We start from the raw sequence: 23,852 nt of genomic DNA on the forward strand, positions 1-23,852 counted from the left end.
GTCCCGGCGGACAAGCGCGGCGCCCAGCGAAAGGGTCAAGATCGGATGAACGGAGCGTCTGCTTCGCACCGCGATTTGCCCGCCGTCCGGTCACATGGACGTCGGGATCGCCAGCCACTACATTGATGCGAGCAGCGGAGCACTTCATGGACACTCAGCCCGCCCCCTTTGTTCCTCCCGCGCCGAAGCCGCGCACGACTCCGCCTTCGACGCTGGAGATGATCCGCATCGTCTATCGCAATCCGCTCGAATTGTGGGGGGAGCATACCTATAACGAGCCGTGGATTTCCGCGAATGGCGTCGGTGGCCATCTGATCGTCGCCAACGATCCCGGCCTCATCCGACATGTGCTGGTCGACAACGCCAGGAACTACAAGATGGCGACGGTGCGCCAGAAGATCCTGCGGCCGATCCTGCGCGATGGCCTGCTGACCGCCGAGGGCGAGGTGTGGAAGCGGTCGCGCAAGGCGATGGCGCCGGTGTTCACGCCGCGCCATATCTTCGGCTTTGCCCAGCCGATGCTGAAGCGCACCAGGGAGTTCGTCACCCGCTACGAAGAGGGCGGTATATCAGACATCGCCCATGACATGACATTGCTCACCTACGATATCCTCGCCGAGACGCTGTTCTCAGGCGAGATCGCGGGCGAGCCGGGCAGTTTCGCCAACGAGATCGACCGCCTGTTCGAGACCATGGGCCGCGTCGATCCGCTCGATCTGTTGCGCGCGCCCGACTGGCTGCCGCGGCTGACCCGCATCCGCGGCCGCAAGACGATGGCCTATTTCCGCAAGATCGTGACCGACACGGTCAAGATGCGCGAAGAGAAGTTCAGGCGCGATCCCGATGGCGTGCAGCAGGATTTCCTGACGCTGCTGCTCAAGGCCGAAGGTCCCGACGGGCTGACGCGGTCGGAGGTCGAGGACAACATCATCACCTTCATCGGCGCCGGCCACGAAACCACCGCGCGGGCGCTCGGCTGGACGCTTTACTGCCTCGCCGAATCGCCATGGGAGCGCAATCGGGTCGAGCAGGAGATCGATGAGGTGCTGGCGCGCGAACCCGATCCGACCAAGTGGCTCGACGCCATGCCGCTGACCCGCGCCGTCTTCGACGAGGCGCTCCGGCTCTATCCGCCGGCACCCTCGATCAACCGCGAGCCGATCGAGCCGGAGATGTGGAAGGATCTTTATATCCCCAGGCACGCGGCCGTGCTGGTCATGCCTTGGGTCGTCCACCGCCACAGGAAACTGTGGGACAGGCCCGATGCCTTCCTGCCCGAGCGCTTCCACCCGGGCAACCGCGAGAAGATCGACCGCTTCCAGTATCTGCCGTTCGGCGCGGGGCCGCGCGTCTGCATCGGCGCCAGCTTCGCCATGCAGGAAGCGATCATCGCGCTCGCCATCCTGTTGTCGCGCTTCCGCTTCGACACCACGGCTGAAACGAAACCCTGGCCGGTGCAGAAGCTGACCACGCAGCCGCAAGGCGGGCTGCCGATGCAGGTCACCCCTCGACGTCGTTGAGGGGCAAGACTCTCTGGAGTTATGCCGCGGGCTTGCGCTGCTGGAACTGGCCGGCGGCGCGGAAGCGCCAGAGGTAGCTGGGCAGGATCGTTGCGATCGATTGCGGCTGGATGCCGAGCCCGGCGAGCGTCCGGTTGGCCTTAGTGGCGGCTTCCGAAACGATGTTGTGCTCGCGCAGCTGCATCACCTGGTCCTTGGTCAGCAGCGGGTTGGGCAGCAGGCCGAGGATTGAGGCCTGGATGTTGGCCACCCACCACGGCACCGGCACCAGCAGGCGTTTGCGCTCGATCACGGTGAGCAGCTCTTCCATGCACTCCTTGAACGTGAGCACATTGGGGCCGCCAAGCTCATAGATCTGGCCGCGATCGATCTTGCCGTCGACCGAGCGCGCCACCGCTTCGGCGACGTCGCCGACATAGACCGGCTGGAATTTCGTCTGGCCGCCGCCGATCAGCGGCAGCACCGGCGAATAGCGCGCCATGCTGGCAAAGCGATTGAAGAAGCTGTCTTCCGGTCCGAAATTGATCGACGGCCGGAAGATCACGGCGTCGGGGATCGTCTCCAGCACGGCCTTTTCGCCAAGCGCCTTGGTGCGTGCATAGTCCGATTCGGAGTCCAGATCGGCGCCAAGCGCCGAAATATGGGTCAGCCCGGCACCAACCGAGCGCGCCGCCTCGGCGACGGCGCGGGAGCCGAATTCGTGCACGGCGGGGAATTTCTGCCGGCCGGTCTCATGCAGGATGGCGACGAGATTGACGACATGGTCGGCGCCTTGCACGGCGCGGTCGACCGACCAGCGCACGCGCACATTGGCCTGCACCGGCTGGATCTGGCCGACATTGCCGAGCGGCTGCAAATGGCCGGCAAGATCGGGCCGCCGGCAAGCGACCCGGATGCGGTAGCCACGCTTGGCCAGCGCACGCACGACATGGCGGCCGACAAAGCCAGACCCGCCAAAGACGACGACGAGTTTGGGAGTCTGCAGGATTTCGGTCATGGCTGGCTCCGGCGCGCTTTCCAGATGGCTTGGCTGAAGCCGTTTCATAGTCGGTTTTGCGCCAAAGGCAAAGGGTGACGCGTCGTCGCGTCACGCCTCTTGAAAGCTTGTCGGAATGCCTTGCCGATGCAGGCGTCGACCGACGAAGAAGAGCAGGATCGCGGCCCACAAAAGCGACTTTTCAGCACCCGAAAAACCCTGGCTCAGGTTATCAAGTGGAACCAGACGATCACCAGCAGCACGAAACGCAGAAAACCCCGCCGAAGCGGGGTTTTCCGGGTGTAGCTCATGCCGAAACCAGGGTCCAACGAGGCGACCTGACCTGAGACGGTATCAGCATGGCGTAAGACGCCCGCCCCAGCCCTGGACGCATTCGACAGACGACACCGACCGGGCAAACCCGACCCGGACATCCATTGGTCGCCGCGACATGCAGGAAGGTTCACAAAGGTGGAAAAATCGCACCGAAGGGGGCGACATGAATGCGGTAAGGGACGTCATCGGCCGCCATTGCGGGAAACCGCCGCTGCTCGCCTGAGCGCCTGCGGCGGCTGGCCAAAGCTTCTCAGGAAAGCGCGGCGCATTCGCCCGGCATCGCCGAAGCCGCTCTCTTCCGCGATGCGATCGAGCGACATGGAGCCTGTTTCCACCGCAATCCGCGCGCTCTCCAGGCGAATTCGTTCCACGGCCTTGGCCGGAGTGGTGCCGGTTTCCGCCTTGAAGGCGCGCGCAAAATGCCGCGGGCTCATGGCGGCACGATCGGCAAGGCACTCCACGGTCAGCGGTTGGGCAAGCGCCGTGCGCATCCATCCGATCAGCTCGATAAACCGGCCTGTCCGCCCGCCGAGTTCGACGAGCGCGGAGAATTGCGACTGGCCGCCGGGGCGGCGTTGATGCACGACAAGCTGCTGGGCAACGCGTCGCGCCATGGCCGGGCCAAGATCATCCTCGATGAGCGCCAATGCCAGGTCGATGCCGGCCGAAATGCCGGCCGAGGTCCACACGCTGCCATCCCTGACGAAGATCCGCTCCGCATCGAGTTTCACCGCAGGGTAGCGGCGTGCAAAATCGTGCGTGCTCCACCAGTGGGTGGTGGCGCGCCTGCCATCGAGAAGTCCAGCTTCCGCCAGCAGATAGGCGCCTGTGCACACGCTCGCCGTGCGCCGTACACCCGTGCGCTGGAGCCAGGCGACGATCTCCTGGGCGGCAGCCATGGAGCGAATGATTTCGCCACCGGAGATGATGGCGGTGTCGAGCGGCTCTTCCGTCGACAAAGGCCGAGCCGCGAGCCGCATGCCGGATGAGCTCTCGATCTCGCCGCCGCCGGGCGCCAGTATATCGAGCGTATAGCTGCCGACGCAAAAACCTTCTGCCAGCTCGAAGGCCGCCGCCGGGCCGGCCGCATCCAGCAATTGGAAGCCGGGGTGAATGATGATGGCAATCTTGCGGATCATGGCAGTTTTTGCGCGATATATGTCATTTCGGACAAGTCCTACCGCAGCTAGGCTGATGGTCAAGCGTTTCGATCGGAAGGACCGGATCATGAATTTGCGTATCATGCTGTGGGCTGGGCTCTGCATCGTAGTGGCCGTCCTCGCATTGGGTTCCGCATGGCTGCTGTCGCTGCCGGCGGCGTCCCAGGCTGCCGTTCAGCCGGCAATCGATGTGAAGGAGGCCGCCGCGACGCTTGCGGCATTGAAGCCGCCGAAGCGCCAGCACCCCTTGATCGCCATCATCGGCATCAACGACGGCACCGAAACAACCGATTATCTCATGCCTTACGGCATCCTGCGGCGCGCTGATGTCGCCGATGTCGTGGCGCTGGCAACACAGCCCGGACCGATGAGATTGCACCCGGCCTTGCAGATCGAGCCCGATGCGACGACGGCAGCGTTCGACGCCGAGCACCCGGACGGCGCCGACTACGTCATCGTCCCGGCCATGATGCGCGACGACGATGCCGACGTGCTGAAATGGATCAGGAGCCAGGCGGCCAAAGGCGCCATGGTGATCGGCATCTGCGCCGGCGCCAAGGTGGTGGGCGCCAGCGGGTTGCTCGACGGCAAGCGGGCGACGACCCATTGGTATTCCGTCGGCGAGCTCCGCGAAAAACATCCTGCGATCCACTATGTCGCCGACCGGCGCTTCGTCGTCGATCAGGGTGTCGCGACGACAACAGGGATCACCGCATCGATGCCGATGATGCTGACCCTGATCGAGGCCATCGCCGGCCGGGACAAGGCCGAAGCCGTCAGCCATGATCTGGGCCTGGCGCACTGGGATGCGCGGCATGACAGTGGCGCCTTCAAGTTCACCCGCCCGTTCGCGCTGACGGCGATCGGCAACACGCTTGCCGTTCGGGATCACGAGCAGCTCGGCATCCCGCTGACATCAGGCATGGATGAGGTGTCGCTGGCGCTGGTCGCCGACGCCTGGTCGCGAACCTTTCGCTCCGGCGCGGTCACATTCGCGGGCAAGGACGGCGCGATCGTCAGCCGCGACGGCTTGCGTATCTTGCCTGACCAGGTCACCACCGACTGGCCGGTGGACCGGCTAGTCCCGGCAATGGCCGATTTGCGGCCGGCGAGGGCGCTTGACCAGGCGCTTCAGGATATCTCGGCTCGCCACGGTGCACGCACGGCCGACTTCGTCGCCATGCAGCTCGAATATCCCCGGTGACAGTCACTGTTGAAGGCCGGCACCGGCCAGGCATTCGTCGTCGGAATTCAGGCCGAATAGCGCTCGGCGAATTCGGAAATACGCTGCACCACCGCCTTGGGCGCGGTGATGCCGCGCGCCTGCGCCTTCTCGGCGGCTTCCGCCCGGGCGCGGCCCGGCACATGCACGCCGAAGCGGCGGCGCAGGCGGTCGAGCTGGTCCTTCATGCGCTGTTCGAAATCCGGATCGAGCAGCTTGGGCTCGATAGCCAGCACGAACAGGCCGGTGCCGGGGCTGTCGGGCCCGCCGGTGAACCAGGGCGCGTCGAGCGACCAGTTGGCCCCGGAAATGCCCGCAGCCAACACTTCGACCATCAGCGCGATGTTGGCGCCGCGCTGGCCGCCAAAGGCAAGCATGGCGCCCTTCATGGCGGCGGCCGGGTCGGTGGTCGGGTTGCCGCTGGCGTCGAGCGCCCAGCCTTCGGGAATCTTCTTGCCGTCTTCGGCCGCCTTGCGGATGTTGACGAAGGCGGTGGCGCTCGATGACTGGTCGATGACCAGCGGTGCGCCGTCGGCGGCGGGCGCGGCAAACGACATCGGATTGGTGCAATAGACCGGCTTGACCGAGCCCGAGCCGGCAAGAACGGCCGGGCCGTTGGTGGCGGCGAAGGAGACCAGCCCCTGTGTCGCCAGCCTTCCGGTGAAGTAGCCGAGCGCGCCGCATGTATAGGCGTTTTTCTGCGAGAAGATGGCGACGCCGAACAGCTTTGCCGCCTTGGCAAGGTCGTCGATCGTCCGGTCGAAGCCGGTATGCGCCAGTCCACCGCGTGCGTCGGAAAGATAGACGGCCAGCGCCGGCCTGGTGATCACCGGATCGGCGTTGCCGTCGATGCGCCCGGCCTCCAGGGCTTCGAGATAATCGATGAAATGCGACAGTCCGACTGTCGAAAGCCCTTCCGCCTCGGCGGCGATGATCGACGCGGTGAGCGACTGCGCCGCCTCCTCATTGGCGCCGGCGCCGAGTGCCGCCATCCGGCACAGTCCTCTTGCCTGGTCGAGACTGAGTTGCATCGCAATCGCCTTTAGTGAGTAGTGAGTAGTGAGTAGGGATTAGCGAGTAGCAGAAACGAGCGCCTTCGGACTACTCACTACTGACTACTCCCTAAAATCCTAGCCGATCTTGACCGGGATCCGCGCCTCGATCCGGCTGAGAGCCAGGACCAGGATGCCGGTGATCGCCATATAGATCAACGCCAGCAGCAGCAAGGGCTCGTAGGTAAGGTAGGTGTCCTGCCGCACCTTGCCTGCGACGGCGAAGATATCGATCACGCTGATCGTCGCCACCAGCGGCGTCGACTTCAACTGCAGCACGGTCTCGCCGGTCAGCGTCGGCAGCGCCCGGTAGAAGGCCTGCGGCAGCCAGATGCGCCGGAGGATCTTCCAGCGGCTCATGCCGAAGGCGCGGGCGGCTTCCAGCTGTCCCTGGGGCACGCCGGCAAAGGCGCCGCGCATGACCTCACCCTCGTAACCGGCGAAGGACAGGGTGAGAGCCAGAACGCCGTACGGCCATGCCTGCCTCAGATAGGGCCACATCCAGGAATCGCGTATCCATGGATATTGCGGGAACAGCGAGCCCAGCCCGTAATAGAGCAGCCACAGCTGCAGAAGCAGCGGCGTGCCGCGGATGATGGTGCAGAAGACTTTCGCCGGCGCCGCGACCCAGATCGAACCGGCGGCCTGCGCCAGCCCGACCGGCACGGCGATTAGGAAGCCGAGCGCGCAAGTGACGGCCAGGATCCACAGGGCCCGCCAGATGCCCATCAGGCCCATTTCCCAATATTGCGGCAGCCAGTTCCAGCGCATGAAAAAGGCGGCCGACAGCACCAGCGCCAGCGCGATCAGGATGAGGACGATGCGGTGCGGCTGCAGCCAGAGCGAGGCGCGCGCCGCCGTGTTGATGATGGCCGCTTCGCCCGCCATCAGCGTGCCTCCTTAGCCGAAGGCATGCCGCGCCGCGCCCATTTCTCGGCGCGGCCAAGCAGGAAGTTCGAAAACAGCGTCACCGCGAGATAGAGCACGCCGGCGGCGAGATAGAATATCAGATAGGCCTTGGTGACGCCTGCCGCCTGCCGTGTCGCCAGCGTCAGTTCGAAGAAGCCGACGACAGCCAGCAGCGCGGTGTCCTTGGTCGCGATCAGCCACAGATTGGCGAGGCCTGGAATGGCAAAGGGCAGCATCGCTGGCAGCGTGATGCGCCGCAAGAGAAGGCCGGGAGACATGCCGAAGGCGCGGGCGGCTTCGATCTGGCCCTGCGGGATGGCGAGGATCGCGCCGCGCATGACCTCTGTCGAATAGGCGCCCTGGCAGAAGCCGAGCACGGCTATGCCGGCGACCAGCCCGCTAATATCGACACGCTGGTAACCCATCGCGGTCAGCACCTGGTTTATCAGATCGGTGCCGGCATAGTAGAGCAGCAGGATCAGCACCAGTTCCGGTACGGCGCGCACCACGGTGGTGTAGACCGCGAGCAGGTCACGCACGACAGGTCCGCCATAGAGCTTGCCATAGGCGCCGCAGATCCCGATGAGCAGGCCGACGATCGTGGCGCCGACGGCAATCTCCAGCGAATGCAGCAGCCCGAGCATGAGTGTGCCGCCCCAGCCGACGGGCGCGGGCGAGAGAAGTTCGATGATACCGGCCGCCGAGGCCGGAAGAAACGCGTCGATCAGCTTTGCCCCCGGATTGCTGGCTTTGTCCGCCGACGCCAGCGGCCGGCGGCAAGCATGCGTGGGTAAGATAGGCCGGAGAGCACGACTTTGGCGTCATGCCCTCCGGCTCATGCGAGGGGCGTCAGTTCGACTGCGCGTCGGCACCGTAAATGTCGAAATCGAAGTACTTCTTCGAGATCGCGTCATATTTGCCGTTGGCGCGGATTGCCTTGATGCCGGCGTTGATCTTGCCCTTCAGCTCGGTGTCTTCCTTGCGCACGCCGGCGCCGACGCCGGGTCCGAGCACCTCGAGATCCGGAGCCACCATGCCCTTCAGGTCGCAGCAGGCCTTGCCCTGGTCCGACTTGAGGAATTCGCCGAGCGCGATGGAATCGGCCTGCACCGCGTCGAGGCGGCCAGCGGCGAGATCCTGGTTGGCCTCGTCCTGGGTTTGGTATTCCTTGATCTCGGAAGCCGTGGCGCCGAAGTGCTTCTTGGCGTAGACAGCGTGCACGGTCGACACCTGGACGCCGACCACCTTGCCCTTGAGGTCGTCCGGCGTGGCGCCGAACTTCTGGTCCTTCGGTCCGATGATCGCCGTCGGCGTGTTGTAGTACTTGTCCGAGAAGTCGATCGTCTTCTTGCGCTCGTCGGTGATCGACATCGAGGAAACTATGAGGTCGATCTTCTTGGTGGTCAGCGCCGGGATGATGCCGTCCCAGGCGACGGGCGTGATGACGCAGTCGAGCTTCTCCTCGGCGCACACGGCGTCGATGAACTCGATCTCCCAGCCGACCCATTTGCCCGAAGCGTCGGGCGAGGTGAAGGGCGGATACGGCTCGGCGGCGACGCCGATCTTGACCGGATCGGCCTTGGCCACGCCCATGGCGGCGACGCCGAGCAGCAGCGCTGCGGCGAATGTCTTCAGAACAGTCTTCATTTTCAAACTCCCAGTTTGTTGTCGGTTCCCGGTTTTCTTCCGTCCCGGCTTTCCTAGCCGATGTTGCGGATGAACTGCTTGAGCCTTTCGGATTTCGGCGCGCCGAAGATCTGCTCCGGCGGCCCTTCTTCCTCGACCAGCCCGTTGTAGAGATAGACGACGTGGGTCGCGACCTCGCGGGCAAACTTCATCTCATGGGTGACCAGCACCATGGTGCGGCCTTCGCGCGCCAGATCGCCGATAACCTTCAGCACCTCGCCGACCAGTTCGGGGTCGAGCGCCGAGGTCGGCTCGTCGAACAGCATGACGCGCGGATTGATGGCGAGCGCGCGGGCGATCGCGGCGCGCTGCTGCTGGCCGCCCGAAAGATAGGCTGGATAGACGTCGCGCTTTTCAGCGAGCCCGACGCGCGCCAGCAGCTTTTCGGCCTGGACGATGGCCTCGTCGCGCTTGACGCCGAGCACGTGCACGGGAACCTCGATGACGTTTTCGATCAGCGTCATGTGGCTCCACAGGTTGAAGTTCTGGAACACCATGCCGAGCTTGGAGCGGATGCGCTCGATCTGCCTGCGGTCGGCCGGAACGGTGTGGCCATGGCTGTCCGCCTTGAGCTTGATCTCCTCGCCATTGACACGGATGATGCCGCTGGTCGGATTTTCCAGGCAGTTGATGCAACGCAGCAGCGTCGATTTGCCCGAACCCGAGCCGCCGATGATGGCGATCACCTCGCCGTCGCGCGCCGACAGCGACACGCCCTTCAGCACGTGCAGCTGGCCGAATTTCTTGTGCAGGTTTTCGACATGGATGGCTTCAGCGGCGCCGTTCTGCGCCTTGCCCGATGAGACTGCGGCAGCTTCCACCGCGCTCACCGGCTGGCCTCTGCATCGGCGGCAGTTCGTCGAACGTCTATCCGGCTAATCAACATATACGCTGTACTGCCCCGCTCCAGACTTCAGCATGGACCCAACGGCGCGAGCCCGTCAATCCCGCTCATTACGGCACTTGCGAGCTTGTTGTGCAAGTGTATAAATAGCCCTCCATGAAATTTTCTCGGTTTTTTTCAGCGGAAAAAGGGCTTCGATGAGCGCTTTCGGATCACAATCCATGGCAGCGCCGCTGCGACGCGTGCTGATGCGGTCGGCGGCCAACGCGATGCGCGACGCCGACAGAGATGCCTGGCACTATGGCCCAGGATTCAGTCCGGCGAAAGCGGCATCGCAGCATGCTGCCCTTGCTGAACTGGTGGCGGCCTCCGGCGCCGAAATCGAATGGATCGAGGACAGGGCCGATGGACTTTCGGATTCGGTGTTCACGCACGACCCATCGCTGATGACCGACCGCGGCGCACTGATTCTGTCCATGGGCAAGCCGTTGCGCGCCAGCGAGCCCTCGCTGCATGAGGAAACCTACATCAGACTGGGCATCCCGATCCTCGGCCGCGTCGAGGCCCCAGGCCAGGTCGAAGGCGGGGACTGTGTCTGGCTGGATGCCAGCACGCTGGCGATCGGACGCGGTGTCCGTTCCAACCAGGAAGGTATCCAGCAGGTCTCCAACCTGCTGACGCCGCTGGGCGTTTCCGTCTACGGCTTTGACCTTCCGCTGTGGCAGGGCGAAGAGGCCTGCCTGCATCTGATGTCGGTGATCAGCCCGCTGGCCGACGATCTCGCTTTGGTCTATTCACCGCTTTTGCCGGCCCCGTTCTATCAGATGCTGAAGGCGCGCGGCATCCGTATGGTCGAAGGCGACGCCGAAGAGTTCGCGGCCTCCAACGGCCTCAGCCTGAACGTGCTGCCGACCAACCCGCTCAAGGTCATTGCCGTCGCAGGCTTTCCAAAGACCAAGGCCGCGATGGAAGCCGCCGGCTGCACGGTCGAGATCTTCGAGGCGGATGCGCTCTGCATCGCCTGCGAAGGCGGGCCGACATGCCTGACGCGGCCGATTCTGCGCCAATGAATGCGCCATCCCGCCGCAGGTTCCGCCGCGAGGGCGAGGAGCGGCGGCGGCAGGATCTGATCGAGGCAACTCTGGACAGCGTCGCGGAACGTGGCCTGCAGGGCGCCACCTTGCGCACCATCGCATTGCGCGCCGGCGTCACCGCCGGGCTGATCCGGCACTATTTCCCCGGCAAGGAAGAACTGCTGCATGAAGCCTATGCCGCGCTGATGGGCCGCATGACCGAGCAGGCGAAAGCGGCGTTGGTCATGGAAGATGCCTCGCCGCGCCAGCGCCTTGCAGCTTTCGTCACCGCCAACCTCAACGTGCCGATCATCGACGCGCGGGTGTTTTCACTCTGGGCGACCTTCATCGGCCGCGCCGGTGCGGATCCAAGCCTCGCTCGCGCCCACCGCGAAGGCTACCTTGGCTTTCGCAATGAGGTGGAAGCCGTTGTGGCCGAGGTGCTCGCCGCCGAACGGCGCGAGCCGGACGCAAGCCAGTTGCGCCACCATGCCATCGCGATCAATGCGATCATCGACGGGCTCTGGATAGAAGGCTGCCTGGCCGGCGAGATGTTCTCGCCCGGCGAATTGGCGGCGATTGGCATCAAGACTGTCGAGGCCGAACTGGGCCTCGCGCCGCCAAAGCAATTCCAGGAAAAGTGAGATGCGGTTTTCCGTCCGGAATTGCGTTGAAAACAAAGAACCGAGCCGATCACTGTTTGCGAACAGTGATCGGCTCTAAGGGAAGGCAACCAATGACAACACTAGGCGAAGCGCTGATCACGCTGCTCGAAGCGCATGGCGTCGATACCGTCTTCGGCATTCCGGGCGTCCACACGGTCGAGCTCTACCGCGGCCTGGCGCGCTCGAAAATCCGCCATGTCACGCCGCGCCACGAACAGGGCGCCGGCTTCATGGCCGACGGCTATGCCCGCGCCAGCGGCCGGCCAGGCGTCGCCTTCGTCATCACCGGACCGGGGCTGACCAACACCATCACCGCCATGGGCCAGGCGCGCGCCGATTCGGTGCCGATGCTGGTCATATCGGGCGTCAATGCAATGCCGACGCTGGGCAAGGGGCTGGGCTTCCTGCATGAGCTGCCGGACCAGCACGGCATGATGGAAAAGGTGGCGCTGTTGTCGCGGCGCGTTACCCAGGCCAGCGAATTGCCTGACGCGCTGGCGCAGGCCTTCGCGCTGTTTTCATCGTCGCGGCCGGGCCCGGTGCATATCGAGATCCCGACCGATGTCATGGTCAAGCCGGCCGACGACATCGCGGCACTGCTGAGCAACGCGGCACCACCGGCGCCAGATGGCGCAGCCATTGCCAGCGCGGCCAAGGTTGTCACCGCCGCGCGCCGTCCGCTGATCCTGGCTGGTGGCGGCGCCAAGCGGGCCGAGCCGGCGCTGCGGCGGCTGGCCGAGACACTGGGCGCGCCGGTCGTCGAGACCACCAATGCGCGTGGCCTGCTGCACCGCCACCCGCTCTGCGTGCCGGCAAGCCCAAGCCTGAAGGCGGTTCGCGCCCTGATGGCCGAGGCCGATCTGGTGATTGCCGCCGGCACCGAATTCGGCCCGACCGACTATGACGGCTATGGTGACGGTGGCTTTGTGCTGCCTTCCAACCTGATTCGCATCGATATCGGCGCCGACCAGCTCGCGCGGCGCCCGGTAACAGTCGGGATTCAGGCCGACTGCGCCGAGGCGATCGAAGCCTTGCTCGCCGCCATCGGCCCCTCTCATCCTGCCGCCCCAGACGGCAAGGCGCGCGCCGCCGCCGCACGGGACGCGGCGTTCGCCGAGTTGAGCCCGGCCTATCTGGCACAGGTGCGTGCCGTGGAAATGATCCGCGATGCCTTGCCGGGCGCCATCGTCGTCGGCGATTCGACGCAGCCGGTCTACGCCGCCAACCTCTATTACGATCACGACCGGCCGGGCGGCTGGTTCAACGCCGCCACCGGCTTCGGCGCGCTTGGTTACGGCCCGCCGGCGGCGATCGGTGCCGCACTTGCCGTGCCCGACGTGCCGGTTGTCTGCCTGACCGGCGATGGCGGATTCCAGTTCACCTTGCCTGAACTTGGCGCGGCGCTCGATGCCCAGGCGCCGGTCATTTTCGTGGTCTGGAACAACAGGGGTTATCGCGAGATCGAGACCTCGATGCTCGATGTCGGCGTCGAGCCCGTCGGGGTCTCGCCGGCGCCGCCGGATTTCTGCAAGTTGGCCGAAGCCTATGGCATCGGCGCGGAACGGCTCGCCGATATCGACGCTTTGCCGCAGACCCTGAAGCGCGCCCGGGCAACCGGATTGCCTTGCGTCATCGAAATCACCGTCGATTGAAGGCTTCAGCCCAGCGTTGATTTTCTCGTCTGCATCGGATCCTTTGTCGGCTCAGCTGTTGCACCGCAACGGCCGCATAGCGACGCGATTACCATAATATGCGTAGCGACGCATGCAAAGACGCGACGGCTGCCATGTCGAGATATCAATTGAGCGATCGCCCGAAAGGCGCGACGCTTCGCGTCGGGGCGGCACAACAAGCGACACAATCATAAAAACACGACAGGAGCGGTCCAGGATGACGGAAACACTTCAAGGCAGGCATATCGTTGTGACCGGTGGGACCGGCGCGCTCGGCGGTGCGGTGGTTGGCCGGCTGCTGGAACAGGGCGCCGTCTGCCACGTGCCGAACGCACACGCCGCGGCACCCCAGCAATTTCCTTTCACCGCACACGACAACGTCAAGCTGGCGCACAATGTCGACCTGTCGGACTCCGCCAAGGTTGAAGCCTTCTATGCCCAGGTTCCTGCCTTGTGGGGATCGATCCATCTTGCCGGCGGCTTCGCCATGGCGCCGGTGGAAAAGATCGAATCGGCGTCTTTTGCCGAGATGATGGACACCAACGCCCGCACCACCTTCCTGTGCAGTCGCGCGGCGATCCGCTCGATGCTGGCGTCGGGCACGTCAGGCCGCATCGTCAATGTCACAGCGCGCGCCGGGCTCGACCCCAGGCGCGGCGCCGGCATGGTTGCCTACACGGCCAGCAAGGCGGCCGTGGCGGCCATGACGGTGGCGATGGCCGAAGAGCTCAAGGCCAAGGGCATCCTGGTCAATGCCGTGGCCCCGTCGACGCTCGACACGCCGGCAAACCGCGCCGATATGCCGGATGCCGATTTCAGCAAATGGGTCAGCCTCGAGGCGGCGGCCGAAGCCATCGCCTATCTCGCCTCGCCGGCCAACCAGGCGATGAGCGGAACGCTGGTGCCGCTCTACGGCCGGGCTTGAGCGGCGAGCGTCGAAGTCGGGCACGCGGCATCTGATCCATCGGCATTGCGATAGCTGTAGATCCGCAGCGGCGACGAAGCTTTCGTCGGGCACTCCTGCAACCATGTGGGCGGCCGGCCTTCAATCAGGCCCGCCGCGAATGGATAGGCGGCTTCCAATCCCGGCAATGGCGGGCCGCGCCAGGCGCAAATCGCGACATGCGTTGCCTTGGAGGCATCCAGTATCGCGCGTGGATCGGCGGTCGCCGGATCCAGAAAACGATAGCTTCGCTCGATGCCCTTGGCCGATGGATGGTTGGGGATCGTCACCACTTTGGGACCTTCGGCAAGGGCGACGAAACGCGAGCCGATCAGCGGTGGAGAAAGAACGACGGCGCCGGACGGCCAACCCTGTTCCGGCTCAAAAGGGCTGTAATAGCAGCCGTCGGCAAGTTCGGCCGCGGGAACCGCCGCTTGCGCCGGTTTTACCGACAGGTGGTACAGCACCATTGCTCCGGATAAAGCGAGACCGGGCAGGATCAGTGCGTATCCGCGCGATGCCGTCGGCACCGGGGATGTCAAATAGCGACCCAACCCCGCATTCGGCAGGAGGCCCGCCAGCGCGAAGATCAGGCCAATGCCGGAAAAGATCGGCAGGTAGCGGTAGTAGCGGACATAACCGATCGCAAGCGCCAGCGAGAGCAGCGAGAACAGGGTCAATATGACGAGAGGCCGGCTTCGGCCTTGCGGCCTGGCGCAGATGACGGCTGGCGCAAGCGCGCCGATGAACAGCAGCGCCATGCTGAGGAAACCTGCCGACAGGACGACATCAGGGCGCCGAAACAGGCTCAACTCCTGAAGAATTCTGTTGATCATGTTGTCGCGAACATAGGCGTCGATCGAAGCATAGGGGCTGGCCAGGCATTGCGGGAACAACAACACCGGTAACGCCGCGCTGGCCGCCGCGAACACCAGCAGGATTGCCGTGCGCACCGGCCATCCTCCACGCCGTCCGGCAAGCAAAGGCACGACGGCGAATGAAAGCCCGGCCGCGGCCAGTGCCGTCGCATGGGGCGTCGAATAGGTGTCGCATTTGATCGCGGCATAGGCAGAAGGCGGCACGATCGCCGCGAACAGGCCGATTGCGCCGGCGGTCAAGGCAAGCCCGAAACCCGCGATCCTGTTTTGACCGCCCTCGCGGTCGAAGATCCAGTCAAAGGCATAGACCGCCATCACCAGCGCATAGAACGGCGCGAATTCGGCGCTGACGGCGATTGCCAGGGCCGTCAGCAGCCCGTTGACGAAGGCCGAGAAGCGGTTCTGCGACATCATCAACACCAGGGCCGCCAGCAGAAGCAGGATTTGCAGATTGTGGTAGTCGATCCGTCCGGGGGCGAATTCGAAAAAGCTGCGCGCGGCAAAGATCAAAGCCAACGGCAATGCAACGGCCGGATAAGCAAAGCCGATGGCAATTACCAGCCGATTGTAGAGATAGAGCGCGGGCGCAAAAAGCAGCAGGGGGACGGCGAAACATGCCAGCATCAAAGCCGGCTCGACGCCGGCAAACGGAGCGAACAGGCGCGCGAAGGCAGCGTAGGGCAGGTCCACGATCCACGGCCAGTGTGAGACATAGGGCTCGGGCTGGACAATGCCGGGCAGCGTGCGGTCGAATATGTTGCCCGTTTCAAGCAAAGTACGGATTTCGTGCAGCTTGAGGAGATCGTCCGCGTCATTGTTGAGCTGGAAGCCCAGAGACCACAGAGCGGTCATCAGGATCGCCATTGCGCAAAAGCAGAACAGGACAGGCGAGCTGGTGTAAAGGCGCAGCAACCCCGAAGGTTGCGCAGCGGCACGATTGGCGCCAGTGCTCATGGAAATGTTCCGTTGGACCACCGGCAAATACGCGATGAAGTTTATGTTCCCGTAAAGAAAAAGACCCACCGGATCGCTCCGGCGGGTCTTTTTTGTAAGGCCGCACGCGAAGCGTGCGATCGATGGCTGACGCCTTAGTTGCCCTGCTTCTTCAGCGCGGCACCCAGGATGTCGCCCAGCGAAGCGCCGGAGTCGGTCGAGCCGTACTGGGCGACCGCTTCCTTCTCCTCGGCGATTTCCAGCGCCTTGATCGAGACCTGCAGCTTGCGGGTCTTCTTGTCGAAGGCGATGACGCGGGCATCGACCTTCTGGCCGACGGTGAAGCGCTCGGGGCGCTGCTCGTCGCGGTCGCGGCTGAGGTCAGAGCGCTTGATGAAGGTCTCGATGCCGCTGTCGACCAGCCGCACTTCCAGACCGCCATCCTTGACGCCGATGACTTCACAGGTGACCACGGCGTTCTTGCGCAGTTCGCCAGAGGTCGCCGCTTCGCCGACCGTGTCGCGGGCCAGCTGCTTGATGCCGAGCGAGATGCGCTCCTTCTCGATGTCGACGTCGAGCACCTGCGCCTTGACCATGTCGCCGCGATTGTACTCTTCGATGACCTGCTCGCCCGGACGGGTCCAGTCGAGGTCGGAAAGGTGCACCATGCCGTCCACGTCGCCTTCCAGGCCGATGAACAGGCCGAACTCGGTCTTGTTCTTGACCTCGCCCTCGACCTGGCTGCCGACCGGATGGTTGCGCGCGAAGGCTTCCCACGGATTCTCAAGCGTCTGCTTGAGGCCGAGCGAGATGCGGCGCTTGGCCGGATCGACCTCGAGCACCACCACGTCGACTTCCTGCGTCGTCGACAGGATCTTGCCGGGATGCACGTTCTTCTTCGTCCACGACATTTCCGAAACGTGGATGAGGCCTTCGATGCCCGGCTCCAGCTCGACGAACGCGCCGTAGTCGGTGATGTTGGTGACGGTGCCCTTGATCTTCTTGCCGATCGGGAACTTGGTGCCGATCTCGGACCACGGATCGCTCTCGAGCTGCTTCATGCCGAGCGAGATGCGGTGGGTTTCCTGGTTGATGCGGATGATCTGCACCTTGACCGTCTGACCAATGTTGAGGATTTCGGTCGGATGGTTGACGCGGCGCCAGGCCATGTCGGTGACATGCAGCAGGCCGTCGATGCCGCCGAGGTCGACGAACGCACCATAATCGGTGATGTTCTTGACGACGCCTTCGACAACCTGGCCTTCTTCGAGGTTCTGCACGATTTCCGAACGCTGTTCGGCGCGGCTCTCCTCGAGCACGGTGCGGCGCGACACCACGATGTTGCCGCGGCGGCGATCCATCTTGAGGATCTCGAAGGGCTGCGGGTTGTGCATCAGCGGGGAGACGTCGCGGATCGGGCGGATATCGACCTGGCTGCGCGGCAGGAAGGCCACGGCGCCGTCGAGGTCGACGGTGAAGCCGCCCTTGACCTGGTTGAAGATGACGCCTTCGACGCGCTCACCCTTGGTGAACTTCTCTTCGAGACGGACCCAGCTCTCTTCGCGGCGGGCCTTCTCGCGGGAAAGCATCGCTTCGCCAAGCGCGTTCTCGATGCGCTCGACATAGACTTCGACGGTGTCACCCACCTTGAGGGTGGTGTCCTTGCCCTTGACGCCGAATTCCTTCAGCGGCACGCGGCCTTCGACCTTGAGGCCGACGTCGATGATGGCCATGTCCTTTTCGATCGCGGTGATCGTGCCCTTGACGACCTGACCTTCGCCGGAGTGGCCGGTGGTGAATGATTCTTCGAGCAGGCTCGCGAAATCATCGCGAGTGGGATTTGCAGCTGACATTGTTTCTCCTGGAGTGCCCCGCATCTCTGAGCGGGACGGGCGCCGTGGGTTAGCGTTGCGTTGGCCTGCCGGCGTTCCGGGCTTAATAAAGCCCTGGGCCGCATTTAAGCGGCAATTCCGGCGCATGAAGAATGCTGGCAGGCTGGTTCGTGCCCGATATGGGTATTTTCTGCGCTTCCGGCAACGGAAACGCGAGAGAAAACCCGGATCAGGCCTTGTTTCTCCTGGCCAGCACGTCATCAACGATCGCCATGGCCGCGAGAAACGCGGCTTCTATAGCCATTTCGCTGGTATCTAGCAAGTGCGCGTCTGCCGCCGGCTTCAGCGGCGAGTCGGCACGACCCATGTCGCGTTCGTCGCGGCGCACGATGTCGGCGAGGATTTCACTGAAATTGGCGGTCCCGCCGATGCTTTCGATCTCGGCCAGCCGGCGCTTGGCACGCACCTCGGCGCTTGCCGTCACATAGAGTTTGATGTCGGCATCGGGGCACACGACCGTGCCGATGTCTCGCCCGTCCAGCACCGCGCCCGGCGGCGTCGTGGCGAAGGCACGCTGCTTTTCGACCAGTATGCGCCGCACCGTCGGAAACACCGCGACCTTCGAGGCCGCCTCGCCGACGGCGTGCGCCGATAAGACCGCGCGGTCGAGCTTTGCCAGGTCGACCTGGCGCGCCGCAGTCTCGGCCGCCGAGACATTGTCGAGCGGCAGGGCGTGCTGGATGAGCGCATAGGCCACCGCCCGATAGGTGAGGCCGGTGTCGAGCAGGTTCAGCCGGTAGTGGTCGGCGAGCCTACGGGCGAGCGTGCCCTTTCCGGCGCCGGCGGGGCCATCGATGGCGATGGTGCAAGTGTGGGTCATTGGCTGGCCACAATGAGGAATTCAGGCAAGCGACGCGATCTATTGGTTGCCACGATCGTCACCCGATCTCCGCGCCCAGCCCCGCCATCAATCCCATAAATTCCGGAAAGCTCGTCGCGATCATCGCCTGGTCATCGATGGTCACCGGCTTCTCCGTCGCCAGCCCCATGACCAGGAAGCTCATGGCGATGCGGTGGTCGAGATGGGTCTTCACGGTCGTATCCAGCCCGTTGGGATGGCCGCCGAGTCCCTTGCCACCGGGCTTGCCGCGCACCGCAAGCGAGGCTTCACCCTCGGTGCAGTCGACGCCATTGATCTTCAGGCCGTTGGCGACAGCCGCCAGCCGGTCGGATTCCTTCACCCGCAGCTCTTCCAGCCCCTGCATCAGCGTCTCGCCCTCGGCGAAGCTGGCCGCGACAGCCAGCACCGGGTACTCGTCGATCATCGACGGCGCCCGCTCCGACGGCACGGTGACGCCCTTGAGCTCGGAATAGCGCACGCGCAGATCGGCGACATCCTCGCCACCGGCATTGCGTGGGTTCAAAATGTCGATCTGGCCGCCCATTTCCTGCAGCGTCAGCAGCAGGCCGGTGCGGGTCGGGTTCATCAGCACGTTTTCGATCACGATGTCCGAACCCGGCACGATCAGTGCGGCGACCAGCGGGAAGCCGGCCGAGGACGGATCGCCGGGCACGGCGATCGTCTGGCCGGTCAGTCTGCCCTGGCCCTCGATGAATATGTGGCGCACACCGCGCTCGTCGGTCTCGACCGACAGGTTGGCGCCGAAGCCTTTGAGCATCTTTTCGGTGTGGTCACGCGTCATCACCGGTTCGATGACCGTGGTGATGCCCGGCGTGTTGAGGCCGGCGAGCAGCACCGCCGATTTCACCTGTGCCGAGGCCATCGGCACGCGGTAGGTGATCGGGGCGGCGTGCTTGGGGCCATGCAGCGTGATCGGCATCCGGTCGCCCGGCGTTGCCTTCAACACCTGCACGCCCATCTGGCGCAGCGGCTCCAGCACGCGGCCCATCGGCCGGCCCGACAGCGAGGCGTCGCCGATGAAGGTGGTTTCCATGTCATAGGTGCCGACGAGACCCATGGTCAGCCGCGAGCCGGTGCCGGCATTGCCGAAATCGAGCGGGCCTTCCGGCTGTAAGAGCGCGCCGTTGCCGGTGCCGCGGATCACCCATTCGGCGCCGCGCTTTTCGATATGGGCGCCCATTGCCTTCATGGCCGCGCCCGTGCGCATCACGTCCTCGCCCTCGAGCAGGCCGGTGATGCGGGTTTCGCCGGAGGCGAGGCCGCCGAACATGAAGGAGCGGTGCGAGATCGACTTGTCGCCCGGCACGCGCGCGGTGCCGGAAAGGGCCTGAGATTTGCGGGCGGTGGCCGGCTTGGCAGCGGCGTGAGACATGGAATTTCCCTGGACGGAATGCCGGCGGTCCGGCGCTTTTCATTTGTTGCGGCGGTCTCGTATCACGGCGAGGCGAAATGGTCATCCCCATGGTCGTCACTTGCCGCGAGGCCTTTCAGGACTTGGTTTTGTGACGCCGGCTTTTGGCTTTGACAGCGTCGCAAACAGTGGTTAAGGGGACCACTCTTTTATTCACGAGGCTTGCCGTGGCAAAAACCGAACTTGGCACAAAGCGTATCGACCCGGAGACGGGTCGAAAATTCTACGACCTGAACAAGGACCCGATCGTCTCGCCCTACACCGGCAAGACCTATCCGCGTTCCTATTTCGAGGAAGGCAAGATCGCCGCCCTCGAGGAGGAAGAGGAAGTGGCCGAGAAGGAAGTGGACGCCGAGGACGAAGAGGGCGTTGAAGTCGTCTCGCTCGAAGAGGCCGACGACGACGCCAAGGGCGACGACCTGCCCGATCTCGGCGATGACGAGGACGTCGACCTTGGCGACGATGAGGATGACACTTTCCTTGCCGACGAAGAGGAAGAAGACGACGACGTTGCCGACATGATCGGCGTCGGCGACGACGACGACGAGGTCTGACAGGCCTGAGACGTAAGCGTTTGCAGGCTTTCTCGGCCTGTGGACAAAAAGCCGCTATTCAAGGCTTGATATCTGGGAAAGGCGGGGTTAGAAGCCGCCTGCACTAACGGCGCGGTGTTCCAACCCGCGCTGATCTCTTCGCCGGAAACGGCGCCGGCTGACTGCCGGGAGTGGGGCCATAGCTCAGTTGGGAGAGCGCTTGAATGGCATTCAAGAGGTCGTCGGTTCGATTCCGATTGGCTCCACCAAATAGTCTCTTTCTTTCCGCCACTGACTAACTCCAGCGAGCCCCGCCAAGGATCAGGCCCGGGTTCGACCGATCGAAGAGAATTTCCAATTTTAACGGCGGATTTGGAATAAACTAACTCTACAGAGTTTATAGAATAAGCAAAGTGCGGACGATCTGTTTCCCGGACAGGACTCCGCCATGCCCGTCTCTCTGCGCCCGCTCTCAACCCCGTCAGGCACAGTCCGCCATCGCCACCGGCTCGCGGGAGGCAGGCCATGACCCGCGACGTTCCGGACCGCGTCAAGGTCCTCTGGTTTCTGCCGACGCATGGCGACAGCCGTTATCTCGGCACCGCCGAGGGCGGCCGATCGGTCGATCTGCCCTATCTGACGCAAGTGGCGAAGGCCGCCGACACGCTGGGCTACTACGGCGTGCTTTTGCCGACCGGCCGGTCGTGCGAGGATTCCTGGGTCATCGCCTCGGCGCTGGTGCCGCTGACCGAGCGGCTGCGTTTCCTGGTCGCCGTGCGGCCGGGCCTACAGTCGCCGACGCTCGCCGCGCGCATGACCGCGACGCTCGACCGCATCTCCAACGGCCGCCTGCTGATCAATGTCGTCACCGGCGGCGATCCCCTGGAGAACAAGGGCGACGGCATTTTCCTCTCGCATGCCGAGCGCTACGAGGTGACGCAGGAATTCCTCCAGATCTACAAGCGCGTGCTGGGCGGCGAGACGGTCGAGCACCAGGGCAAGCATTTCCACATCGAGGATGGCAGGCTGCTGTTCCCGCCGGTGCAGACGCCCTATCCGCCGCTCTATTTCGGCGGCTCGTCCGATGCCGGGTCGACAGTGGCGGCGCAGGAGATCGACAAATATCTGACCTGGGGCGAACCGCCCGCCGATGTCGAGCGTAAGCTGGACGCCGTGCGCGAACTGGCCGAGAAGGCTGGCCGAAAACTGTCCTTCGGCATTCGCCTGCATGTCATCACGCGCGAAACCACCGAAGAGGCCTGGGCGGCCGCCGACCGGCTGATCAGCCGCCTCGACGACGCGACCATCGCTTCGGCCCAGGAGGTCTTTGCCCGCATGGATTCGGTCGGCCAGGCGCGAATGAGTGCGCTGCATGGCGGCGACCGCGCCAAGCTCGAGATCGCGCCCAATCTGTGGGCCGGCGTCGGCCTGGTGCGCGGCGGCGCGGGGACAGCCCTGGTCGGCGATCCCGACACCATCGCCGAGCGGATCGACGAATATCGCCGTCTCGGCATCGATACCTTCATCCTGTCCGGCTACCCGCATCTGGAGGAAGCCTATCGTTTTGGCGAACTGGTGCTGCCGAAATTGCCGACCGATCATCCGGTCAAAGCCGCCGGCTCATCCGTCAACACCGGCCCGTTCGGCGAGACCATCGCCGGCGACCATCGGCCGAAGTCGCTCGCCAGCGCCTCGTGAACGCGCTGCCTCCGGTCAGCCGACTGCGCGTCGCCATCATCGGCGGCGGCTTTTCCGGCGCGGCGCTGGCGTGGCATCTTGCGCGGGCGCATCGGCCGGAGCGCCTGTTGGTCTCCGTGATCGAGCCACGCCGGGCGATCGGCGGTGGTCTCGCCTATTCCAGCGAAGAGCCTTCGCACCGGGTCAATGTGCCGGCCGTCAGAATGAGCATGGCTCCCGACGACCCGCAGCATTTTGCAAGCTGGTTGGCCGGCTCTGGTGAACTCGATCGTGACGCGGACGCGATCTGGAAGAATGGCGACGCCTATCCGCGCCGGCGTGTGTTCGGCCGCTATGTCGCCGAGCACCTCGCGCCCTATCTGGCTTCAGGCGCGGTCCGTCATGTCAGCGATCCCGCCACCGGCGTGACACGCGAAGCCAATGGCGCCTGCTGGACCGTACAGACCTCCGCCGGACCCGTCGCCGCCGACATCGTTGTCCTCGCCGCGACGCATCCTGCCCCCGCAATCCCTGCAGCGCTTGCTTCGCTCACCGAAGCGCCGGGTTTTGTCGCCGATCCCTACGCTCCGTCGGCACTTGCCGGGATCGAACGGCAAGCTTCGGTGTTGATCGTCGGCTCCGGGTTGACCTCGGCCGACACGGTCGCGGAACTCGACCGCCGCGGCCATCGCGGCCGCATTCTGGCGCTATCGCGCCGCGGACTGCGCTCGCGCGGCCATCCCGATGTGAGGGGCGAACCCTTCGGCGATTTCGCATCGGCACCGGCCACATCGGCGCTTGGCCTGCTTCGCAACATTCGCGCGACATTGGCGGCGGCGCGCGAGGCCAATGTCAACTGGCAGTCCGTCTTCGACCAGCTGCGCCTGCAAGGACCGGCGCTGTGGGCCGCCCTTGCTCCATCAGAACGCGCAAGGCTGGTCCGCCAGCTGCGCGTGTTCTGGGACGTGCATCGCTTCAGAATCGCCCCGCAAATTGCCTCCGTCCTCAACGGCCGCCAGGCCGCCGGCACGTTCGACACCATTGCCGCCAGGCTTGTCGCGTCGAACGATGAGGGCGAGAACCTCGCGGTCAGCTTTCAGCGGCGCGGCCAGACGCGGATCGAGACGGCCCGCTTCGATGCCGTCATCAACACGACGGGGCCGGCTCATGGACAGGCGCTTCAGCTCAATCCGGCGCTGCGCTCCCTGGCCGAGGTCGGGCTGATCAGGGTCGACGCCTATGGACTCGGCATCGAGACAAGTCTCGACAGCCGCGCCATCGGGCAGGATGGCGAGGCGGTCGCCGGGCTCTTCGTCGCCGGTCCGCTGGCGCGGGGCACTTTTGGCGAACTCATGGGCCTGCCGGAGGTCGCCCGCCATGCCCAGATGGTCGCGGTCGAGATCGCAAGGCTGGTCGACAGGTTTCCGTCCGCCGAGGCGGTTGGCGCCAATGCCAGCGACGTTGCAATCGCGCGCTGACGATCGGAAGCCGGCCTGGCCGGGCAAAATTGGTATTTCCGTCCCAAGCGGGCGCCAAAAACGGAAAATACTACTTTGTATATATAATCAGTAGACATAATAAATATCGACGAAATCCGGCCACGCCGG

20 protein-coding genes and 1 tRNA gene are annotated in these 23,852 nt (G+C 64.5%); 10 read left to right on the plus strand and 11 right to left on the minus strand.

The genetic code is table 11. The features are described 5' to 3' along the window. Nucleotides 1-146: 146 nt before the first annotated feature. Nucleotides 147-1,520 carry a cytochrome P450 gene (locus ACWGS8_RS20020; protein ID WP_454582536.1) on the plus strand — a complete coding sequence of 458 codons (1,374 nt, stop codon included), beginning with the start codon at nucleotides 147-149 and terminating at the stop codon, nucleotides 1,518-1,520. Nucleotides 1,521-1,539: 19 nt separating this feature from the next. Here the strand turns inward: ACWGS8_RS20020 and ACWGS8_RS20025 are convergent, their stop codons facing one another. Together ACWGS8_RS20025 and ACWGS8_RS20030 are read right to left on the minus strand one after the other, a co-directional pair. Then, nucleotides 1,540-2,517: a complex I NDUFA9 subunit family protein gene (locus ACWGS8_RS20025; protein WP_454582537.1), complete on the minus strand. Its 978-nt coding sequence runs from the start codon at nucleotides 2,515-2,517 to the stop codon at nucleotides 1,540-1,542. 497 nt (nucleotides 2,518-3,014) lie between these two features. Beyond that, complete coding sequence (locus ACWGS8_RS20030) at nucleotides 3,015-3,971, minus strand: GlxA family transcriptional regulator (protein WP_454582538.1); 957 nt, start codon at nucleotides 3,969-3,971, stop codon at nucleotides 3,015-3,017. 88 nt (nucleotides 3,972-4,059) lie between these two features. On the opposite strand from ACWGS8_RS20030, the gene ACWGS8_RS20035 reads away from it, so the two are divergent. After that, nucleotides 4,060-5,196 carry a DJ-1/PfpI family protein gene (locus tag ACWGS8_RS20035; protein ID WP_454582539.1) on the plus strand — a complete coding sequence of 379 codons (1,137 nt, stop codon included), beginning with the start codon at nucleotides 4,060-4,062 and terminating at the stop codon, nucleotides 5,194-5,196. Nucleotides 5,197-5,243: 47 nt separating this feature from the next. Here ACWGS8_RS20035 and ACWGS8_RS20040 read toward each other — a convergent pair whose 3' ends face one another. The 5 genes from ACWGS8_RS20040 to ACWGS8_RS20060 form a co-directional block, all read right to left on the minus strand. Next, nucleotides 5,244-6,245, minus strand: coding sequence for an Ldh family oxidoreductase (locus ACWGS8_RS20040; RefSeq protein WP_454582540.1), 1,002 nt, complete (start codon nucleotides 6,243-6,245; stop codon nucleotides 5,244-5,246). Nucleotides 6,246-6,344: 99 nt separating this feature from the next. Next, the gene (locus tag ACWGS8_RS20045; protein ID WP_454582541.1) at nucleotides 6,345-7,154 is read right to left on the minus strand and encodes an ABC transporter permease; all 810 of its coding nucleotides are present in this window, start codon (nucleotides 7,152-7,154) and stop codon (nucleotides 6,345-6,347) included. Then, nucleotides 7,154-7,819 (minus strand): ABC transporter permease, encoded by a 666-nt coding sequence (locus ACWGS8_RS20050; RefSeq protein WP_454582542.1) that lies wholly within the window; start codon nucleotides 7,817-7,819, stop codon nucleotides 7,154-7,156. The genes ACWGS8_RS20045 and ACWGS8_RS20050 overlap by 1 nt, the downstream gene beginning before the upstream one ends. A gap of 205 nt (nucleotides 7,820-8,024) precedes the next feature. Beyond that, on the minus strand, nucleotides 8,025-8,822 hold the full coding sequence (locus ACWGS8_RS20055; protein ID WP_454582543.1) for a transporter substrate-binding domain-containing protein: 798 nt from the start codon (nucleotides 8,820-8,822) through the stop codon (nucleotides 8,025-8,027). Nucleotides 8,823-8,875: 53 nt separating this feature from the next. Beyond that, nucleotides 8,876-9,691 (minus strand): ABC transporter ATP-binding protein, encoded by an 816-nt coding sequence (locus tag ACWGS8_RS20060; protein WP_454582544.1) that lies wholly within the window; start codon nucleotides 9,689-9,691, stop codon nucleotides 8,876-8,878. Between the two features lie 211 nt (nucleotides 9,692-9,902). Between ACWGS8_RS20060 and ACWGS8_RS20065 the strand changes: the two genes are divergently transcribed. The 4 genes from ACWGS8_RS20065 (at nucleotide 9,903) to ACWGS8_RS20080 (ending at nucleotide 14,041) form a co-directional block, all read left to right on the plus strand. After that, nucleotides 9,903-10,775 (plus strand): dimethylarginine dimethylaminohydrolase family protein, encoded by an 873-nt coding sequence (locus tag ACWGS8_RS20065; protein ID WP_454582545.1) that lies wholly within the window; start codon nucleotides 9,903-9,905, stop codon nucleotides 10,773-10,775. Continuing rightward, nucleotides 10,772-11,422, plus strand: coding sequence for a TetR family transcriptional regulator C-terminal domain-containing protein (locus ACWGS8_RS20070; RefSeq protein WP_454582546.1), 651 nt, complete (start codon nucleotides 10,772-10,774; stop codon nucleotides 11,420-11,422). The genes ACWGS8_RS20065 and ACWGS8_RS20070 overlap by 4 nt, the downstream gene beginning before the upstream one ends. Nucleotides 11,423-11,514: 92 nt before the next feature. Continuing rightward, nucleotides 11,515-13,095, plus strand: a complete 1,581-nt coding sequence (locus ACWGS8_RS20075; protein ID WP_454582547.1) for a 5-guanidino-2-oxopentanoate decarboxylase — start codon at nucleotides 11,515-11,517, stop codon at nucleotides 13,093-13,095. Nucleotides 13,096-13,333: 238 nt separating this feature from the next. After that, nucleotides 13,334-14,041 carry an SDR family NAD(P)-dependent oxidoreductase gene (locus ACWGS8_RS20080; RefSeq protein ID WP_454582548.1) on the plus strand — a complete coding sequence of 236 codons (708 nt, stop codon included), beginning with the start codon at nucleotides 13,334-13,336 and terminating at the stop codon, nucleotides 14,039-14,041. On the opposite strand, the gene ACWGS8_RS20085 is transcribed toward ACWGS8_RS20080, so the two are convergent. From ACWGS8_RS20085 to aroA, 4 genes are all read right to left on the minus strand, one after another. Then, nucleotides 14,026-15,891 (minus strand): hypothetical protein, encoded by a 1,866-nt coding sequence (locus tag ACWGS8_RS20085; protein ID WP_454582549.1) that lies wholly within the window; start codon nucleotides 15,889-15,891, stop codon nucleotides 14,026-14,028. The genes ACWGS8_RS20080 and ACWGS8_RS20085 overlap by 16 nt on opposite strands. A gap of 134 nt (nucleotides 15,892-16,025) precedes the next feature. Then, nucleotides 16,026-17,723, minus strand: coding sequence for a 30S ribosomal protein S1 (gene rpsA / locus ACWGS8_RS20090; protein ID WP_010913037.1), 1,698 nt, complete (start codon nucleotides 17,721-17,723; stop codon nucleotides 16,026-16,028). A gap of 208 nt (nucleotides 17,724-17,931) precedes the next feature. Further along, nucleotides 17,932-18,582, minus strand: coding sequence for a (d)CMP kinase (cmk, locus tag ACWGS8_RS20095; protein WP_454582550.1), 651 nt, complete (start codon nucleotides 18,580-18,582; stop codon nucleotides 17,932-17,934). A gap of 58 nt (nucleotides 18,583-18,640) precedes the next feature. Next, complete coding sequence (gene aroA / locus ACWGS8_RS20100; protein ID WP_454582551.1) at nucleotides 18,641-19,996, minus strand: 3-phosphoshikimate 1-carboxyvinyltransferase; 1,356 nt, start codon at nucleotides 19,994-19,996, stop codon at nucleotides 18,641-18,643. A gap of 206 nt (nucleotides 19,997-20,202) precedes the next feature. Here aroA and ACWGS8_RS20105 point away from each other — a divergent pair, with 206 nt between their 5' ends. The 4 genes from ACWGS8_RS20105 to ACWGS8_RS20120 all read left to right on the plus strand — a co-directional run bounded on the left by ACWGS8_RS20105 (nucleotide 20,203) and on the right by ACWGS8_RS20120 (nucleotide 23,723). Continuing rightward, on the plus strand, nucleotides 20,203-20,589 hold the full coding sequence (locus ACWGS8_RS20105) for a TIGR02300 family protein (RefSeq protein ID WP_095771615.1): 387 nt from the start codon (nucleotides 20,203-20,205) through the stop codon (nucleotides 20,587-20,589). A 172-nt stretch (nucleotides 20,590-20,761) separates the two neighbouring features. Beyond that, a tRNA-Ala gene (locus ACWGS8_RS20110) sits at nucleotides 20,762-20,837 on the plus strand. A 256-nt stretch (nucleotides 20,838-21,093) separates the two neighbouring features. Further along, a complete protein-coding gene (ssuD, locus tag ACWGS8_RS20115) occupies nucleotides 21,094-22,266 on the plus strand; it encodes an FMNH2-dependent alkanesulfonate monooxygenase (RefSeq protein ID WP_454582552.1) in 1,173 nt (390 codons plus the stop codon). Then, nucleotides 22,263-23,723 (plus strand): FAD/NAD(P)-binding protein, encoded by a 1,461-nt coding sequence (locus ACWGS8_RS20120; protein ID WP_454582553.1) that lies wholly within the window; start codon nucleotides 22,263-22,265, stop codon nucleotides 23,721-23,723. The genes ssuD and ACWGS8_RS20120 overlap by 4 nt, the downstream gene beginning before the upstream one ends. The last annotated feature ends 129 nt before the right edge of the window (nucleotides 23,724-23,852 follow it).

This window comes from Mesorhizobium sp. 43Arga (genome assembly GCF_053714255.1).